Below are 16,392 nucleotides of genomic sequence, written 5' to 3'. Positions count from 1 at the left end.
GCTCGGCGCGCGGAGCGCGCGGCGTTCGCGGCTCGCGCGGCGGGCGCGGCGGGCGCGGAGTGTGCTCCGCACGCGGGGCCGGCGCCGGTGCCGACGGCCCTCCGAGACCCTCGGGACGCTTCACGACCCCGCGGCTCCCGCCCCCGGGTCGCCACGGTGCTCGAGCGCCCTGCGCACCTGCGGGATGATGCGGTACACGTCGCCGCAACTGAGCGTCATGACGATGTCACCCGGCCGCGCGATCTCGGCGATGCGGTCGGCGGCATCCTGCCAATCAGGGCGGTAGTCGACGCGGGAGCCGTCGGCGAAGCGGTCGACCACCAGCGCGCCCGTGACCCCCGAGATCGGATCTTCGCGCGCACCGTAGACATCGAGCACGACCGTGTGATCGGCCCCGTGCTCGTAGACCGCCGCGAACTCGCCCGCCATCGCCTGAGTGCGGCTGTAGAGGTGCGGCTGGTGGATGGCGATGACCCGCCCCTCCCCGGCGACCGAGCGCGCGGTCTGCAGCGCCGCAGCGACCTCGGTCGGGTGGTGGGCGTAGTCGTCGTAGAGGCGCACACCGTCGGCGAGCCCGTGCGCCTCGAACCGGCGCTGGGTGCCCGCGAACCCGTCGAGCGCTCGCACGGCATCCCCCGCATCGATGCCCAGCCCCACGAGAACGGCCACGACGCCCGCTGCGTTGAGCGCGTTGTGACGGCCCGGGATGGCGAGCTCGCCCTCGTGCTCGGCCCCCTCGACCGCGACCCGGTAGCGGATCGGCCCGGTCTCAGAGATCGTCACGAGCCGCACGTCGGCGTCGGCGCGCTCGCCGAATGTCAGCACGATGGCGCCGCCGCCGGCCGCGCGCCGGCGGTCGGCAAGACGGCGCGTGGCGGGGTCGTCGGCCGAGAGCACGAGCAGCTCGCTGACGCCGGAGGCGAAGGCCTCGAAGGCGTTCTCGAGGGCCGCCTCGTCTCCGTAGTGGTCGAGGTGGTCGGTGTCGATGTTCGTGACGAGGGCGACCGCGGCGTCGTAGAGCAGGAACGAGCCGTCGGACTCATCGGCCTCGACGACGAAGAGGTCACCCGCGCCCCACGCCGCGCTCGTCCCAGCACCTTGGATCACGGCGCCGTTGACGAACGAGGGGTCGCGATCCAGCGCACGCAGAGCCGTGACGAGCATGCCCGTCGACGTCGACTTGCCGTGAGCGCCCGCGACCGCCACGAGCCGCTCGCCCCGCACGAGCCAGGCGAGGGCCTGCGAGCGGTGCAGTACGGGCATGCCGCGCCGCAGGGCCTCTTGGTACTCGGGGTTGTCCTCCCACAGCGCACCCGTCACGACGAGCGTGTCGGCCGCGCCGACGTTCGCCGCGTCGTGCCCGATGCTCACCGTGATGCCGAGCTCGCGCAGCGACTGCACGGCGGCCGAATCGGAGCGGTCGCTGCCGGTGACGACGGCGCCGCGGGCGTGGAACATGCGTGCGATGCCGCTCATGCCGCTGCCGCCGATGCCGACGAAGTGCAGGCGGCCGAGCGACTCAGGAAGAACGAGGTCGAGGTCGGGCTTGATCATCGCCCATCACCCTACGCGGCCCGATGAGGCGAGCGCCTCGCGCACGAGGGCGAGCAGGTCGCTCGCGCCATCTCGCCGCCCCACGTGCTGCGCCGCGGCCGCCATGCGCGCGATCTCGCCGCGACGGCCGAGCAGGGGAACGAGCTCGCGCGCGACCCACTGCGGGGTGAGCTCGGCATCGGCGACGATGCGGGCGGCGCCGACCGCGACGAGCTCGCGTGCGTTGAGCCGCTGCTCGCCGTTGCCCACCGCGTACGGCACGAAGATCGCGGGCAGCCCGATCGCGGCGAGCTCGCTCACCGTGGCCGATCCCGAGCGGCAGAGCACGAGGTCGGCGACCGCGAACGCGAGGTCCATGCGGTCGCAGTACTCGATCGTGCGATAGCCATCGATACCGGGGTCGTCGCCGCCCCGCCCCGTCCCCGTGAGGTGCACGACCTGCCAGCCGGCCCCGACGATGCGTGCCGCCGACGCCACCATCGTCTCGTTGATGCGGTGCGCGCCGGTCGAACCGCCCGTCACGAGCAGCACGGGTCGCGTGCCGTCGAGACCGAAGAAGGCGAGGGCCTCGTCGCGCAGCGCCGCGCGATCGAGCCGTGCGATCTCGGGGCGCAAGGGCATCCCGACCAGTCGCGCACCGCGAAGGCGCGTACCGGCGATCGTGATGCCCGCCCGGGCACCGAGCCAGACCGCCAAGCGGTTCGCGATGCCGGGCCGGGCGTTGGCCTCGTGGGCGACGATCGGAACGCACTCGAGACGAGCGGCGACGTACGCGGGGGCCGCCGCGTAGCCGCCGAAGCCGACCACGACATCCACCCCCCGATCGCGGATGACGGCGCGCGCACCGCGCACCGCTTCGCGGAACCGCCCGGGGAACCGCAGGGCGGCCCGGTTCGGGCGGCGCGGGAAGGGCACGCGCGGGATCGTCAGCAGCTCGAAACCCCGCTGCGGCACGAGCCGCGCCTCGAGGCCCTCGGCGGTTCCGAGCACGAGCAGCGCCGCGCCGGGATCGACAGAACGCCAGTGGTCGGCGAGCGCGAGCAGGGGGTTCACGTGGCCGGCGGTGCCCCCGCCGGCGAGGAGCGCCGTCGTCATCGGGGCCCGGGCGCCGCGGCCCGCACGGGCAGCGGCAGATCGCGCGCGAGCGAGAGCACGACCCCGATCGCGAGCAGCGACGAGACCAGCGCGGTACCGCCCGCCGAGATGAACGGCAGCGGCACACCGAGAACGGGCAGCATGCCGAGCACGACCGCGATGTTGACGAGCGACTGCCCGATGATCCACACCATGATCGCGCCCGTGGCGATGCGGTGGAACGGGTTGTCGTGAGCGCGCACGAGTCGCACGAGGCCGACCGCGAGCACCGCGAGCAGCACGAGCACGACGATCGCCCCGATGAGGCCGAGCTCTTCGCCGATGATGGCGAAGATGAAGTCGCTCTCGGCGTGGGGCAGCCAGCGCCACTTGGTGGCCGAGTTGCCGAGCCCCACCCCCCACACGCCGCCCGAGCCCAGCGCCCACAGCGCGTGCACCGACTGCCAGCAGGTGAACTCGTAGTCTTCGGGCGCGCACCCGTTGAGCCACACGTCGATGCGGCTCGATCGCGAGCTCGAGGTGAGCGCGAAGAGCACCGCCCCGAGCGCGACCGTGCCGACGATGCCGGCGAGATACCGCAGCGGCGCCCCGGCGAAGTAGAGGGCGGCGAGCACGATGGCGATCATGATGGATGCGGTACCGAGGTCTTGCCCCACGAGCACCATGCCGATCGCGACGGCAGAGATTGGCACCGCGGGAACGAGCACGCTGCGCCAGTCGGTGAAGGCGTTGGCGCGGTCGGCGAGCACCGTGGCGAGCCAGACGACGAGCGCGAGCTTCAAGAACTCGGAGGGCTGGGCCGTGAGCCCGCCGATCGAGATCCAGTTCTGGTTGCCGCCGTAGCCGTAGCCGAGGCCCGTGAACACGAGCAGCTGCAGGCCGAGCCCGACCATGACGGCGATGCGCGCCCAGCGCCGCCAGAACACCGCAGGCAGTCGGGCGATCATGAGCATGAGCGGAATGCCGATGAGCGCGAACAGCCCCTGGCGCAGGAACACCGCGAAGAAGTCGCCCTCGTTGTTCTGCGCCGAGGTGACGGCCGACGACGACAGCACCATGACGAGCCCGAACAGCACGAGGAAGATCACCGTGCCGACGACGATCATGGCGTCGGGGTGCTCGACGCCGAAGAGCCGGCGCACGACGACCCGCGCGGTGGCGGCCGGGCGCGGCGCGGCCCCCGGTTCAGGCGCGGGGCGGCCCCGCGGAGGACGGACCGTCGTCATGGGCCTCCCCCTCCAGGTGCTGCCGCACGGCGGCGGCGAAGCGGTTGCCGCGGTCGGCGTAGTCGATGAACTGGTCCATGGATGCCGCGGCCGGCGCGAGCAGCACGGTGTCGCCACCCTGCGCCACATCGGCCGCCAACCGCACCGCGGTCGGCATCACGTGCTCAGTCTCGTGCGCCTCGACCTCGAAGAGCGGCAGGGCGGGGGCGTGTCGCGCGAACACCGCGCGCACCGCGTCACGGTCGACACCGATGATGATCGCGGCCCGCAGCCGGCGCGCGTGCGCCTCGACGAGGGGCGACAGGTCGACACCCTTGAGCAGCCCGCCCACGATCCAGACCACCGAGCGGTAGGCGCTCAGCGCCGAGGCGGCCGCGTGCGGGTTGGTCGCCTTCGAGTCGTCGACCCACGCGATGTCGGACTCGACGGCGATGAGCTCGGTGCGGTGGGCGTCGACGCGGAACCGCCGGAGGGCATCCCGGATCGAGGCGGGCGCCGCCCCCGCCGCGCGAGCCAGGGCGGCGGCCGCGAGCGCGTTGGCGAGCCCGTGCGGGGTGGCGAGTCCGGCCGCCGCCACGTCGGCGAGCTCGGCGAGCTCGAGCGCGCTCGTGCGCCGCTCGTCGAGGAAGGCGCGGTCGACGAGCAGGTCGTCGACGACGCCGACATCGCTCGGTCCGGGCACCGTGGCGCCGAATCCGATCGCCCGGCAGCCCTCGTGAACCTCGGCGTCTTCGACCATGCGCATGGTCGCCGCATCGGCGAGGTTGTAGACGCACGCGAGGCGCGTGTTGGCGTAGACCTTGGCCTTCGCGGCGGCGTAGGCCTCGGCGCTGCCGTGCCAGTCGTAGTGGTCTTCGGCGATATTGAGGCACGCGCTCGCGAGCGGCGTGACGGCGCCCGGGCCTGCCGTGGGCATCCAGTGCAGTTGAAAGCTCGAGAGCTCGACGACGAGCAGATCGAAACCCGCGGGATCGCGGATGGCGTCGAGCACCGGCACGCCGATATTGCCGCACGGGGCCACGCGGCGGCCGTCTTGCTGCAGCATCGTCGCGGTCAGCTGGGTCGTCGTGGTCTTGCCGTTGGTGCCCGTGATGAGCAGCCACTCGGCAGCCTGTGCGACCTTGTCGCGCACGCGCCAGGCGAGCTCGATGTCGCCCCACAGCGCCACGCCGCGCCCGCGCGCCCAGACGATCTGGGGGTGATCGGGCCGGTAGCCGGGCGAGACGACGACGAGCTCGGGGTCGAGCTCGTCGAACCGCGGCGGCACGCTCTCGCCCGACTCGAGCTCGATGAGCTCGACCCCGATGACGGGCAGGATGCGCGCGCGATCGTCGTCGGGACGGTGCGCCGCGACGGCGACGCGGCACCCGAGCTCGGCGAGCGTGTCGGCGACCGAGAAGCCGGTGACGCCGAGTCCGAGCACGAGCACGCGCAGGCCCGACCAGTCGTCGTGCCAGCTCTGCAGGTCGTCGGGGCGCGCCACGGCTACTGGCTGACCCACTCGAGGTAGAAGAGCCCCACCCCGAGCGCCACGAAGAATCCGCCGATGAGCCAGAAGCGCACGACGACCGTCACTTCGGCCCAGCCCTTGAGCTCGAAGTGGTGGTGCAGAGGGCTCATGAGGAAGATGCGCTTGCCCTTGGTGATCTTGAAGTAAGCGCGCTGCAGGATCACCGAGCCCGTGACGATGAGGAAGAGGCCGCCGATGAGCACGAGCAGCAGCTCGGTGCGCGTGAGGATCGCGAGCGCCGCGAGCGCGCCGCCGATCGCGAGGGACCCGGTGTCACCCATGAAGATCTGGGCGGGCGAGGTGTTCCACCACAGGAAGCCGATGAGGCTCGCGGCGATCGCTGCCGAGACGATCGCGAGATCGAGCGAGTCGCGCACCTCGTAGCAGCGGCCGATGTTCGCCGGGTCGAGGGCGTCGCTGCCGCACGACTGGTTGAACTGCCAGAACGCGATGAAGATGTAGGCCGAGATCGACAGGATCGAGGCGCCGGTCGCGAGTCCGTCGAGGCCGTCGGCGACGTTGACGGCGTTCGAGGTGCTGACGACGATGATGTTGACCCAGACCGCGAAGGCGATCACCGCGCCGATCGATCCGAGCACGGCGAAGTCGAGCCAGTGGATGTCGCGCACCGCCGAGATCGCCGTGGAGGCCGGCGTGAGCCCGTTCTCGTCGGGGAACGAGAGGGCGAGCACCGCGAACACGGTTGCGACGATCGCCTGACCCGCGATCTTGGCCCAGCCCCCGAGACCCAGGCTGCGCTGCTTGCGGGTCTTCGTGAAGTCGTCGATGAAGCCCACGACCCCGAGGCCGATCATGAGCAGCAGTACGAGCAGAGCGCTCGCCGTGATGCGCTCTCCCGCGACGAGGTGGCCGAAGAAGTAGCCGAGCACCGAGCCGATGATGAAGACGATGCCGCCCATCGTGGGCGTGCCGCGCTTGGTGTGGTGCGATTGCGGACCGTCGTCGCGGATGAACTGGCCCCACCCGATGCGCTCGAACAAGCGGATGAAGAGCGGCGTCATGAACAGGGTGAAGCCGAGCGAGAAGGCACCGGCGGTGAGGAGGGCGATCACGAGGGGTCTCCGCTCAGCCGTTCGACGAGGTCGCCGAGATCGAGATCAGCGCCTCCAGAGATGAGGATCACCGCGTCTGCTCCGCTCGTCGCACGCACGAAATCGTACGCGCTGCCGAGGTCGTCCATGAGCACAGACTCGCCGTCCCACGATCCCTCGAGACCCGCGGCCATGTGCAGGTGCCGCGCCGCGTGGCCGATGACGACGAGCTGACGCACGTCGAGCCGCACGATGATGCGCCCGAGGGCGTCGTGCACCTCGAAGCGATCGCGCTCGTCGACCGCGAGCGGTCCGATGACCGCGATCGTGCGCAACCCCGAGCGGCCGAGATCGGCGAGCACCCGCAGCGAGGCCCGAACATCGTCGACCGCCGTCGCCCCCGTGTCGTCGAGCAGCAGCGCACCGTCGGCCGCCCGGCGGGGCTCGGTGCGATGAGCGACCTGCTCGACCACCAGGGTCGCGATCGCCTCATCGAGCGTCTCGCCCCGCTCGACCGCGGCATCGAGCGACTGCAACGCCCGCTCGATCGAGGCGGCGCCGAGCGCGCGCAAGCGCACGGTGCGCACGGTGTCGCCCTGGCGCACATCGATCGTCGAGCCCTGCGCGTCGTGGCGCGCGTCATCGAGCGTCACCAAACCGGTCACGGCGGCCTACCAGCCCGCGGCGCGCAGGGCGGCGCGCGCGAGGTCGCGGGCGAAGAACGGCACCTTCGTGCCGCCCACGTCGCGGTAGTCGAGGTGCCCTGGGCCCGCCCACAGCACCGTGTCTCCCTCGCGCGCGATCGCGACTGCCCGCTGGATGGCCTCCTCGGGCGAGGCGATCTCGAGCACCTCGGCAGCAGAGTCGGCGGCCGCCGCACCCTCGAGCAGCGCAGCCCGGATGGTGGCCGGGTCTTCGAGCCTCGGGTGGTGGTCGGTCACGATCACGATGTCGCTGCCCTGGGCGGCCACGCGCCCCATCTCGAAGCGCTTCGTCGCGTCGCGGTTGCCGTTCGCCGCGCACAGGATGATGAGCCGACCGGGCGTGAACCCGCGCAGCGCCGCGAGCGTCGTCGCGTACGCGTCGGCGCTGTGCCCGAAATCGACGTAGACGCTCGGGCCGCGGTCGCCCGAGACGCGCTCGGCACGACCGGGCAGGTACACGTCGATCGGCTCGGATCCGAGCGCGGCCGCAATATCGCCCAGCGCGTGCCCCGCGCCCACGAGCATGGCGATCGCGAGCCCCGCGTTGGCCGCCATGTGGGCGCCGATGACGGGAACAGCCGACTCGATCGACTCCCCGCCCGGGCAAGTCAGACGGAAGTCGGTGCGCTCGGGCAGCTCGCGCGTGACCTCGATGCGCCACTCGGCGGGGGTGCCGGCGCGCGAGCTGATCGTCGTCACGGGCACCTCGGCGAGCTCGACCACGCGCGCGCCGTAGACCGAGTCGAGCGAGACGACGCCGCACTGCGCGCGCTCGGCGCTGAAGAGCTGGGCCTTCGCCTCGAGATAGGCCTGCATGGTGCCGTAGTCGTCGAGGTGGTCGTGGCTGAGGTTGGTGAACCCCACGACACCGAACCGCACCCCGTCGACGCGGTGCCGCGTGAGCGCCTGGGCGCTCACCTCGAGGGTCGCGGCGTCGATTCCGCGCTCGCGCATGAGCGCGATCATGGCGTGCACCTCGGGCGCCTCGGGCGTCGTCAGCCGGCTCGCCGACCGCTCGCCGTCGATCACGCGCTCGGCCGTGGTGCTCAGGCCCGTGCGCAGACCGAGTTGGCGCAGCACGGCGTCGAGCAGATAGGCCGTCGAGGTCTTGCCGTTGGTGCCGGTCACGCCGAAGAGCTCGAGCGGAGCATCCACCGTGCCGTAGACCCAGGCCGAGAGCTGCCCGAGCAGGGCGCGCGGCTGATCGCCGACGAGCACCGGCAGGTCGGCGCCCGCCGCCAGCTCGTGTCCTGCTGCATCGGTGAGCAGGGCGACGGCCCCGCGCTCGCGCGCTTCGGCCGCGAACGCTGCTCCGTGCGCGTGCGCGCCCTGCATGCCGACGTACAGATCGCCCGGATGCACGTGCGAGGCCGCGACCGCGATGCCCGTCACGGCCGCCGTCGCCGGGCCGTGCAGCGCGAGCGAGAAGGTCGCGGCGAGCTCGGCGATCGGGCGGGGCGGCAGGTGCTCCGGTCGCAGCACGGCGGGGGCAGGACCGGACAACGCAACCTCGATTCGTGGAGCGCCTACCAGGTGGTCGGGAGGCGGGGCGCCGGCTCACTCGAGGGCGCGACCCGGAAGGTCGTGAGCACCTGGGTCATGATCGACCGGAAGGTGGGCGCCGCGGTAGCCGACGTCTTCATCGTATCGGGCTTGCCGTAGGTCACGACAACGACGAACTCCGGGTCGTCGGCAGGCGCGATGCCCGCGACCGAGATGATGCGGTCATCGGTGTAGCGGCCGTTGCGGGCCACCTCGGCCGTGCCCGTCTTAGCGGCGACACGGTAGCCGGGGATATCGATGAGGCTCGCGATCGCGCTGTCGGTCGCGACGCTCTGCATCATGGCGAGGGTCTGATCGGCGGCCGACTCTGACACGGCCCGCACGCCCTCGGTCGGCGGCGTATGGGTGACCGTGCCGTCGGCGTGCTCGCACCCGGCCACGAGGGTCAGCGGCAGCCGCACTCCCCCGTTGCCGAGCGTCTGGTACGCGCTCGCGATCTGCGCGCTCGTGGCCGACATGCCCTGACCGAACATCTGCGTCAGGGCGCCGTGACCGTCGATCGTGTCGGGATCTCCCAGGCGGCCGCTCGACTCGCCGAGGAAGTCGACGGCGGTCTCTTGACCGATGCCGAACTTGGCGAGGTAGTCGTGCCGCTGCTGCACCGACAGGCGCGAGCTCAGCACCGAGGTGCCCGTGTTCGACGAGCGCATGAGCACGCCCGTCGTCGTGAGCCGCAGGTCGTCGTGAGCCCACGCGTCGGTGATCGAGTAGTTCGCGATCGTCGGCAGCCGCCCCGGGGCGATCACCTGATCCCGCGGCGTCGTGACGCCCGCGTCGATGAGCGCGGCGAAGGTGAGCGACTTGATGACCGAGCCCGGCTCGAACGGCGAGCTGAAGCTGCGCGAGCCGAGGTTGTCGACCGCGGTGCCGTCGACGTCGTTGGGGTCGACCGTCGGCCAGTCGGCGGCGGCGATGATGTGCCCGTCGTCGACGCGCACGACCCAGGCAGTCGCCCAGTCGGCGCCGATCGCGATGGCCTGCTCGGCGATCGTCTGCTGCGCGAACCACTGCACATCGGCGTCGATCGTGAGCTGCAGCGTGCCGCCGTCGACGGCCTCCTGCTGCACGACCGTCGTGCCGGGCAGCCGCACGCCGTCGGCCCCGCGCTCGTAGGTCGACGTGCCGTGCGTGGCGGCGAGGCACTCGTCGAGGCGTCGCTCGAGGCCCGTCTGGGGGCCGTCGGTGCCGAGGAACCCGACGAGGTTGCCGGCGATCTGGCCGTTCGGGTAGGTGCGGCTGGGCAGGCGCTCCCAGTACACCCAGGGGATGCGCAGCTCGCGCACCGCCTGAAACTGCTCGGTCGTGACGCGCCGGGCCAGGTAGGCGTGGTCGTCGGCGGGGTCGTCGGCGAGCTGGGCCTGGATCTCGGCGAGCATCGCCGCAGGATCACCCTCGACGATCGCGGCCACGGCGGCGAGCGCCTCGGCCACGGTGTGCGCCGTCTTCTCGCCGGTCTCGGGATCGGTGAGCGTGTAGTCCTTGACGAACCGCGGCGAGATCGTGATGTCGTACCGGTAGACCGAGTCGGCGAGCACGACACCGCTCGCATCGACGATGTCGCCGCGGGCGCCGTAGATCGTGAGCGGGATCGAGCGGCGGGCCTCCGACTCGTCGGCGAGCTCTTGCGCGCGCACCACCTGGATGTCGACGAGGCGCACGATGAACGACGAGAGCACGATCGCCAGAACGAGCATCCACGCGGCGAGGCGGCGGCGCGTGCGCCGAGCGGCGGTCACCATACGGGGATCCCCTTCTCGTCGATCAGCGTGTCACGGGCGAGGGCAGCGCTCCGGCCGGGGCGGGTGCGCTCGGGGCAGAGGCTAGCGACCCCGGCGACGACGGCGCCGGAGACTCGCCCGAAGCGGCCGCCGATGCACCCCCCGTCGTCGCCGGGGTCACGAGGGGCACGTCGGTCAGCAGCACATTGCCGACGAGATCGCCCCGACCGTCGAGCACTCCCGAGCCGGCCCCCGCCGGTCGGGGTGAGCCCTGCACGGTGCCATCGGAGAGGAGCAGGAATGCGGGACTGACCGTGCTCACGACCATGCCGAGCGACTCGGCGTTGGCCGCGACGTTCTGCGCGGAGTCCAAGACGTTGAGGTCCTCGGTCAGCATCTGAGCCGTGCGGTCGAGCTCGATGCGCTGCGCCTCGAGCGCCGTGATGCGGTACGCGCCGTCTGACAGCACGATGCTCAGCAGCAGCTGGGTCAGCAGGATGCCGAACACGCCGGCGACGGTCGCGATCGCGTAGACGGCGCGCGGGCGCGAGCGCCGCTGGGGCCGGGTCGCAACGACCTCGAGGGGCGCAGCGGCAGGGGCGATGCGGCGCGGGCGCGGCGCGCTCGTGAGGGGAACAGCGCTCATGCCGCGTCTCGCAGCCGTTCGGCGGCGCGCAGGCGCACCGGGATCGCTCGCGGGTTGCGCGCGCGCTCGGCCTCGTCGGCCTGCTCGGCGCCCCGCACGAGCAGCGAGAATTCGGGGCGGTGCTCGGGCAGCTCGATGGGCAGGCCTGCGGGCGCGGTCGACCGCGAGCGCGCCGCGAGCTCGCGCTTGACGATGCGGTCTTCGAGCGACTGGTAGGCGAGCACGACGATGCGGCCGCCGACCGCGAGCGAGTCGAGCGCCGCGGGAAGGGCCGCCTCGAGCGCCGCGAGCTCGGCGTTGACCTCGATGCGCAGCGCCTGGAACACGCGCTTGGCGGGGTGACCCGCACGCTGCACGGCCCGCGGAGTGGCGTCGATGATGAGCTGCACGAGCTGCGACGAGCGCTCGAGGGGCTGCTCGGCGCGCGCGCGCACGATGCTGCTCGCATAGCGCGGCGCGAGCTTCTCCTCGCCGTAGGCGTAGAAGATGCGGCGCAGCTCGGCCTCGGGGTACTCGGCCAGGATCGTGGCGGCGGTGATGCCCGTCGTGCGGTCCATGCGCATATCGAGCGGAGCATCCTGCGCATAGGCGAAGCCGCGCTCAGCCTCGTCGAGCTGCATCGACGAGACGCCGAGGTCGAAGAGCACCGCGGTCGCGCGGTCGATGCCGAGGCCGTCGAGCGCCTCGCGCACGCCGCTGTAGATCGTGTGCACCAGATGCACGCGGTCGCCGAAGGGCGCCAGGCGCGCGCCCGCCTTCGCGAGCGCATCGGTGTCGCGGTCGAGACCGACGAGGGTGAGTCCGGGGTGGCGGTCGAGTGCTGCCTCGGCGTGGCCACCGAGACCCAGGGTGGCGTCGACGAGCACGGCGCCCTCGATGCACAGGGCGGGATCGAGCAGCTCGAGCGTGCGGTCGAGCATGACGGGGATGTGGCGGAGGTTGTCGGTCATCGTCGTATCCGGACTGAGCGCGGGGCCCCGATCCCCATCCGTGCGACCTGGCACCGGGGAAGGTGCGCCAGGGCGACTCACGGGTGGGAGTCGGGGTCACGCGATCAGAAGAGCCCGGGGATCACCTCCTCCTCGGTGGTGGCGAACGCTTCTTCGCGCTCGGCGTAGTAGGTGTTCCAGGCCTCGGTCGACCAGATCTCGGCACGATCGCCCGCGCCGATGACGGTGAGCTCGCGGTCGAGACCCGCGTACTCGCGCAGCACGGTCGGGATCGTCAGGCGGTGCTGGGAATCGGGCTCCTGCTCGCTCGCCCCCGAGAGGAAGAGCCGCTGGAACTCGCGGCCCTGCTTGCTCGTGAGCGGCGCCGTGCGCAGCTTGTCGAGCTGCTCCATGAACTTCGCCGCACTGAAGACGTAGATGCAGTGCTCTTGGCCACGGGTGAGGACGACTCCCCCGGCGAGCTCGCTGCGGAACTTGGCCGGAAGGATGATGCGCCCTTTGTCGTCGAGCTTGGGGGTGTGCGTGCCGAGAAGCATCGTCCTGGCCCCCCTCTCATCTCCGGCCCGAGATCAGGTAATGACCTCCACTTTACTCCACTTTCCTCCACCAAGTAAAGGATCCTGGGCACTGTATCGCGATTCCCGCTCCATTTCGATCATGGATGCGCAGAAAACCGGGCCTGGACGCACGCACGCGCGGTGGAGGACTTCGGGAGCGATCGGCAGCTCAATGGCCGTGGGCGCACGAAAAACGGGGCCGACCGGATGGTCGACCCGTGAGGTGGAGGAGGGTGGAGGGCTACTCGCCGCGCTCGTCCTGGCGGCGTTCCCAGCGGTCGGTCATGGTCGACATCCACGACGAGCGCGGTGCGCGGGCGCGGCCCGAGGAGGCCGGAGCAGCCGAGCCCGCCTCACTGCGGCCGGGGGTGATGACGAGCAGCACGCCGCCGAGCATGAGCGCGAAACCCGCGACGCCGATGAGGGGCTGACGCACGATGACGCCGGCCACGAGTGCGCCGACGCCCGCGACCGCGAGCAGCGCACCGATGACGATCATGCGGTAGTTGGGCTTGCCGCGGCGGCCGGAGACGGTCGCCACGAAGTCGGCGTCGTTCTGGTAGAGATTGCGCTCCATCTCTTCGAGGAGGCGCTGCTCGTGCTCAGACAGCGGCATGATGAACCCTTCGGCGGCAGGCGGATCGGAGACTCTCCGCGCGCTCATTCTAGGCTCGCCGCGCTGGATAGGCTAGGCGAGTGCCTGAGAGATTGCGGTTAGTCGACCTTGTCAACGCTCGACTCGAGCAGTTCCTCGACGAGCGGGCGACCCAGCTGGGTGCGATCGCCGACGACCTCGCGGTGTTCACCGACGCGAGCCGCGACCTGCTGAGCGGTGGCAAGCGGTTCCGCGCCCTGTTCTGCTACTGGGGCTGGCATGCCGTCGCCGGGACCGTGCGGCCCGACGACCTGCTCGCCGAGCTCGACGAGCACCCGGACCTGACGAGCGTGGTCGACGCCGCCGCCGCGCTCGAACTGTTCCACGCCGCCGCGCTCGTGCACGACGACATCATGGACAACTCCGACACCCGCCGCGGCATGCCCGCCGCCCACCGGCGGTTCGAGGCCGATCATGCGCGGCGCGAGTGGGTCGGCAGCGCGGCGACCTACGGCACCTCGAGCGCCCTGCTGCTCGGCGATCTGCTGCTGGGCTGGAGCGATGAGCTGCTCGATGCGGGGCTCGAGCGCCTCGCCGAGCCGCGCAGCGCGCGGGCGGCTCGCGCCGAGTTCCAGACCATGCGCACCGAGGTCATGGTCGGCCAGTACCTCGACATCCGCGAAGAGGTCGCCTGGCGCGACGCCGACGAAGCCGAGCTGCTGCCGCGCGCGCACCGTGTCGTCACGTACAAGTCGGCCAAGTACTCGATCGAGGCGCCGCTCGCCCTGGGCGGGCTGATGGCGGGCGGAACCCTCGAGCAGGTCGCCGCCCTGCGCGCGTTCGGGTTGCCGCTCGGTGTCGCGTTCCAGCTGCGCGACGACCTTCTCGGGGTCTTCGGCGACCCGGCGGTGACGGGCAAGCCGGCGGGCGACGACCTGCGCGAGGGCAAGCGCACCGTCATCATCGCTCTCGCACGCGCGGCCTTGCCCGCGGGCGCCGTACGTCTCATCGACGAGTTGCTCGGCGACCCGACCCTCTCAGACCATCAGATCGCGACCCTGCAGGCGACCATCCGCGACAGCGGCGCCGTCGAGACCACCGAGCGCATCATCGCGCGATCGGTGGCCGAGGCCGTCGCGGCGCTCGAGGATGCTCCGCTCAGCCGCTCGGCGCGCGCGGAGCTCATCGGCCTGAGCGACCTCGTCACGCGCCGCGCGCACTGATCCGCGCCGGGGGCCTCGCGGCTAGAAGGCGAGCGCCTGCGCGACGCGGCGCACCTCGGCCTTGCGGCCGGCCCGCAGAGCGGCGATGGGCGAGACGCCCAGCACCTCGTTGACCTCGAGCATCCAGTCCATCGCCTCGTCGTCGGTGAAGCCGTCGTCGGCGAGCAGGATCAGCGTGCCCCGAAGGTCTTTGAGGGGCTCGCCCTCGTGCACGAACTCCTCGGGCACGACGAGCACGCGATCGCGACGAACAGCGAGCAGGTGCCGGTCTTCGAGCAGCCGGTGCACCTTGCCCGGGCTCATGCCCAGCATCTCGACGAGATCGGGAACGGTCAACCAACGGGCGGATTCAGCGGGCACGGTCTAAGCGTGCCATGCCTGCCACGGGTCGCGCGCCCCGGGTGAATGTTACGAACACGTAAACTGGTGCAACATCTTCCCCATCAGTACACATGCGTTGTACCCTGTCACAGCGGCTGGGGGGCAACCGCTCGCGCTCGACAGAGCGCATCGAGGCACTGCGAAGGGCCGGAGACGATGATCGAGAACGACCGCACGCCCGGGCTCACGGGGGCCGACCGGGGCGCCGCCGAGGTCGACGACCGCGCGCGCACCGTGTTCGCCGGGCTCGCGCCGCGCGCGACCGTGCCGACGACGTCGCCGAGCGCACTGCGCGTCGACCTCGCACGCCGGGCCCGCTCGACCGCCTTCACGACTGTTCCCGTCATGCTGACGGGGGCGATCGCGCTGAGCATCGGGCTCACCGGCCCCATCGAGCCCGCACACGCCCGCAAGCCGCTGCCACCCAAGCCCGAGCAGTCGCCGACGCCCCTCGGGTTGCGCTCGGCGCTCAGCCAGATCGGCGCCGCGCTCATCCCCGGCGGCCTCGCCGCGCAGAGCGCCGCGACGCGCACCGCTCCCGCCGTGTACACGGTCGCCGCGGGCGACACCGTCAGCAGCATCGCGCAGCGCTTCGGCATCTCGACCGCCTCGGTGCTCGCCCTCAACGGCCTGTCATGGAAGTCCACGATCTTCCCCGGCCAGGTGCTCGCGCTCACGACCGCGCCCGTCAAGACCACGAGCGGTGCCCCCGCCACGACCCGCGGTGGGGTCTACACGATCGTGAAGGGCGACACGCTCTCGGCCATCGCCGCGCGGTTCGGCGTCTCGACCCAGTCGCTGCTCGACGCCAACGGCCTGCAGTGGTCGAGCATCGTCTACCCGGGCCAGACCATCGTCATCCCGGGGCGCGTGCCGGCCCCGACGCCCGCACCCGCTCCCGCCGTCGGGCTCGCGGCCGACGTCGCCGTCGAGAGCCCCGCACCGGCGGCCGATCCCGTCGTCGCGGCCGCAGCGCCGTCGAGCGGCACCGCCGACACCGACGAGCAGACCGAGGCGCCGCGTGCGCCCGCGGTCGCCGCCATGACGGTGGCGTCGCGCCCCGTGCTCCCCGTCGAGCCGCGACGCCCGGCCGCTGCGCCGCGTGCGCCTGGCGGGTCGAGCTCGGCACCCCCCGCCTCCCCCCCGAGCGGCGGCACCATCACGCCGCTCACGAGCGAGATGCGCACGCACGCCAGCACGATCATCCAGGTGGGCCGCCAACTCGGCGTTCCCGAGTACGGCATCGTCATCGCCCTCGCGACGGCGATGCAGGAGTCGTCGCTGCGCAACCTGTCATGGGGCGACCGCGACTCGGTCGGGCTCTTCCAGCAGCGCCCGAGCTCGGGCTGGGGCACGGCCGCCGACCTGCAGGTTCCGAGCCACGCCGCGAAGCTCTTCTACGTCGGGCGCTCGGGGTACACCCGCGGCCTGCTCGACATCTCGGGATGGCAGAGCATGACGCTCACGCGCGCCGCTCAGGCCGTGCAGATCTCGGCCTATCCGACCGCCTATGCCAAGTGGGAGGCCAGCGCGTGGGCCTGGTACTTCGAGCTCACGTGACCCCGTGCTCGTGGGTGCGCCTGCGCCGTCGCGCGGGCCTCGCGACCTAGACTCGCTC

Annotated in this window: 15 protein-coding genes; 2 read left to right on the top strand and 13 right to left on the bottom strand. The window is 71.8% G+C overall.

Annotated elements, in window-relative coordinates:
* Positions 1-120 precede the first annotated feature (120 nt).
* From murC to ACK4HH_RS05555, 12 genes are all read right to left on the bottom strand, one after another.
* Positions 121-1,554, bottom strand: a complete 1,434-nt coding sequence (gene murC / locus ACK4HH_RS05610) for a UDP-N-acetylmuramate--L-alanine ligase (protein ID WP_409649267.1) — start codon at positions 1,552-1,554, stop codon at positions 121-123.
* A 6-nt stretch (positions 1,555-1,560) separates the two neighbouring features.
* A complete protein-coding gene (locus tag ACK4HH_RS05605) occupies positions 1,561-2,649 on the bottom strand; it encodes a UDP-N-acetylglucosamine--N-acetylmuramyl-(pentapeptide) pyrophosphoryl-undecaprenol N-acetylglucosamine transferase (protein WP_409649264.1) in 1,089 nt (362 codons plus the stop codon).
* Positions 2,646-3,875, bottom strand: coding sequence for a putative lipid II flippase FtsW (ftsW, locus tag ACK4HH_RS05600; protein WP_409649261.1), 1,230 nt, complete (start codon positions 3,873-3,875; stop codon positions 2,646-2,648). Before ftsW ends, ACK4HH_RS05605 begins: the two co-directional genes overlap by 4 nt.
* Complete coding sequence (gene murD, locus ACK4HH_RS05595) at positions 3,835-5,358, bottom strand: UDP-N-acetylmuramoyl-L-alanine--D-glutamate ligase (RefSeq protein ID WP_409649257.1); 1,524 nt, start codon at positions 5,356-5,358, stop codon at positions 3,835-3,837. The genes ftsW and murD overlap by 41 nt, the downstream gene beginning before the upstream one ends.
* 2 nt (positions 5,359-5,360) lie before the next feature.
* Positions 5,361-6,458, bottom strand: a complete 1,098-nt coding sequence (mraY, locus tag ACK4HH_RS05590) for a phospho-N-acetylmuramoyl-pentapeptide-transferase (RefSeq protein ID WP_409649254.1) — start codon at positions 6,456-6,458, stop codon at positions 5,361-5,363.
* Positions 6,455-7,102 carry a hypothetical protein gene (locus ACK4HH_RS05585; RefSeq protein WP_409649251.1) on the bottom strand — a complete coding sequence of 216 codons (648 nt, stop codon included), beginning with the start codon at positions 7,100-7,102 and terminating at the stop codon, positions 6,455-6,457. Before ACK4HH_RS05585 ends, mraY begins: the two co-directional genes overlap by 4 nt.
* A gap of 6 nt (positions 7,103-7,108) precedes the next feature.
* Positions 7,109-8,644: a Mur ligase family protein gene (locus tag ACK4HH_RS05580; protein ID WP_409649248.1), complete on the bottom strand. Its 1,536-nt coding sequence runs from the start codon at positions 8,642-8,644 to the stop codon at positions 7,109-7,111.
* A gap of 23 nt (positions 8,645-8,667) precedes the next feature.
* Entirely contained in the window at positions 8,668-10,443 is a 1,776-nt protein-coding gene (locus tag ACK4HH_RS05575) for a peptidoglycan D,D-transpeptidase FtsI family protein (protein WP_409649245.1), read from the bottom strand.
* A gap of 22 nt (positions 10,444-10,465) precedes the next feature.
* Entirely contained in the window at positions 10,466-11,068 is a 603-nt protein-coding gene (locus tag ACK4HH_RS05570) for a hypothetical protein (protein WP_409649242.1), read from the bottom strand.
* Complete coding sequence (rsmH, locus tag ACK4HH_RS05565; protein WP_409649239.1) at positions 11,065-12,018, bottom strand: 16S rRNA (cytosine(1402)-N(4))-methyltransferase RsmH; 954 nt, start codon at positions 12,016-12,018, stop codon at positions 11,065-11,067. The genes ACK4HH_RS05570 and rsmH overlap by 4 nt, the downstream gene beginning before the upstream one ends.
* A 104-nt stretch (positions 12,019-12,122) precedes the next feature.
* Positions 12,123-12,554: a division/cell wall cluster transcriptional repressor MraZ gene (gene mraZ / locus ACK4HH_RS05560; RefSeq protein WP_409649236.1), complete on the bottom strand. Its 432-nt coding sequence runs from the start codon at positions 12,552-12,554 to the stop codon at positions 12,123-12,125.
* A gap of 262 nt (positions 12,555-12,816) precedes the next feature.
* Positions 12,817-13,191 carry a DUF3040 domain-containing protein gene (locus ACK4HH_RS05555; RefSeq protein ID WP_409649233.1) on the bottom strand — a complete coding sequence of 125 codons (375 nt, stop codon included), beginning with the start codon at positions 13,189-13,191 and terminating at the stop codon, positions 12,817-12,819.
* A gap of 80 nt (positions 13,192-13,271) precedes the next feature.
* Between ACK4HH_RS05555 and ACK4HH_RS05550 the strand changes: the two genes are divergently transcribed.
* Complete coding sequence (locus tag ACK4HH_RS05550) at positions 13,272-14,393, top strand: polyprenyl synthetase family protein (protein WP_409649230.1); 1,122 nt, start codon at positions 13,272-13,274, stop codon at positions 14,391-14,393.
* A 21-nt stretch (positions 14,394-14,414) separates the two neighbouring features.
* On the opposite strand, the gene ACK4HH_RS05545 is transcribed toward ACK4HH_RS05550, so the two are convergent.
* Positions 14,415-14,753: an Rv2175c family DNA-binding protein gene (locus ACK4HH_RS05545; RefSeq protein ID WP_409649227.1), complete on the bottom strand. Its 339-nt coding sequence runs from the start codon at positions 14,751-14,753 to the stop codon at positions 14,415-14,417.
* Between the two features lie 177 nt (positions 14,754-14,930).
* Here ACK4HH_RS05545 and ACK4HH_RS05540 point away from each other — a divergent pair, with 177 nt between their 5' ends.
* Positions 14,931-16,334, top strand: a complete 1,404-nt coding sequence (locus tag ACK4HH_RS05540; RefSeq protein WP_409649224.1) for a LysM peptidoglycan-binding domain-containing protein — start codon at positions 14,931-14,933, stop codon at positions 16,332-16,334.
* The last annotated feature ends 58 nt before the right edge of the window (positions 16,335-16,392 follow it).

This window comes from Microcella sp. (assembly GCF_046296455.1).
Taxonomy (GTDB): Bacteria; Actinomycetota; Actinomycetes; order Actinomycetales; family Microbacteriaceae; genus Microcella.
This window is presented reverse-complemented; position numbering and strand designations above follow the sequence as displayed.